Raw genomic sequence first — 1,371 nt, forward strand, 5'->3', positions numbered from 1 at the left:
CGGCTAGTCTTTTCGTATAGGTTCGTTTCTTGGCGACAAAATCTAACTCTTCGCTAAAGGGTTTCTGACAATTATCGCCCTTAAATTGACGACGATTAACCTGTAGGTACACTGGTTGTCCTGAGATTGGTAAATCTTTGACTAAATGTCGATGATTTTGGTGGAGTTTATCGCTCTCTAACCCACAACGAGGACAGGTTGCTTTTTGATTTTTCGATTCGATTCGGCAAACTATACCGATATTTTCTAGGTGTAGATAGCCTTGAATACAGGTTCCTTTTAGGTTCAAAAATTTGTCAACTATCATAGGTAAAATAATCTCGTTTTTGGCGATTATATCAAATCTTAACTCTATTGTCTATCTTTGTGGCCTTAACTTGTTTGTGCCTTAAGTCCTTCCCTATATGAATTTTAGCTTTTTATTTTAAGTTAATTATTTGCATAACAATTATGGAATAGCCTATTTTTTCCGATTTTATTGATACAAAGAGCGGGTGAAATCTAAAACTTTTTGTTGCTTTTCTTTGGGTAATTTATCGATTAAAGCTGTTAGCTTTTCTGTTAAAGATAACCAAGTTTTATTCTGAGCTTTCCAGATGACAATAAATTGCTGCATTGGGAGAGAACAAAGGGCTATAGTTTCCCCTAGATCATTACTAAATTCAATTTCGTAACAACCATCATTATAGTCTTCAACAATTGTCCCTTTTTCTCCCATTATTAAGTTATGTTCAGGCAAGTCAACTAATAATTCCACAAGGTCAAATAATTCTGGTTTAATCATGGTTTTTTTCTCACATATAAAGTTACTAATTTAGCTGTATCACTATCAGGCTCAACAATCCATCCAGTCCTCACTATTTCTTGTTGCCCTGGTTCAATTCCTGTAATTTCTAGGTCAACTTGATAGCGTTTGCCATGTCGATCTGTACTTTGATAAACAGCTTTTGCTTCAAGGGATTTGTTAGCGATTTGTTGTAGAAGTGGCTCATAATTATCTTGAGTATATCCTAAGTGGCGTTGAAACATGATGGCTTTATTTAATCCTTTTGGATTGTCTAAATTGAGAGCATATTGGGTTAATTTTCTATAATCTATTTTGACTTTGTTGACAATATCTTTTAATTTCATTGGAATTAAGACGATTATTAATTTTGACTTTGCCTCTAGTTTCATATTTCATAAGGGAGCATCTCACCCTTGCAATAAGTAGAAATGCTTAATGAGATCAATAGACCTCTTGCATAATTTTTTTATGGTATAATATAAGGTTTTGCTTTTTTCTCAATTCTTAGATTGAAGTGGAAAAAAGAATAAAATGTGATCTTAGGTCAGGAAATCATCTATAATTTTGCTATGTTTATTAGCAAA

General features: G+C 33.1%; 3 protein-coding genes. All 3 read right to left on the bottom strand.

The features are described from left to right. Window positions 1–307, bottom strand: a 307-nt coding sequence (locus O9332_RS05535) for a transposase family protein (RefSeq protein ID WP_288024148.1), incomplete at its 3' end; no start/stop codon positions are given. Between the two features lie 168 nt (window positions 308–475). Beyond that, window positions 476–784, bottom strand: coding sequence for a DUF4926 domain-containing protein (locus tag O9332_RS05540; RefSeq protein ID WP_002759315.1), 309 nt, complete (start codon window positions 782–784; stop codon window positions 476–478). Continuing rightward, window positions 781–1,131: a DUF6883 domain-containing protein gene (locus tag O9332_RS05545; protein ID WP_002759314.1), complete on the bottom strand. Its 351-nt coding sequence runs from the start codon at window positions 1,129–1,131 to the stop codon at window positions 781–783. Before O9332_RS05545 ends, O9332_RS05540 begins: the two co-directional genes overlap by 4 nt. Between the last annotated feature and the right edge of the window lie 240 nt (window positions 1,132–1,371).

It is taken from the genome of Microcystis sp. LE19-10.1B, assembly GCF_027530565.1.
In the GTDB taxonomy this organism is placed as follows: Bacteria; Cyanobacteriota; Cyanobacteriia; order Cyanobacteriales; family Microcystaceae; genus Microcystis; species Microcystis aeruginosa.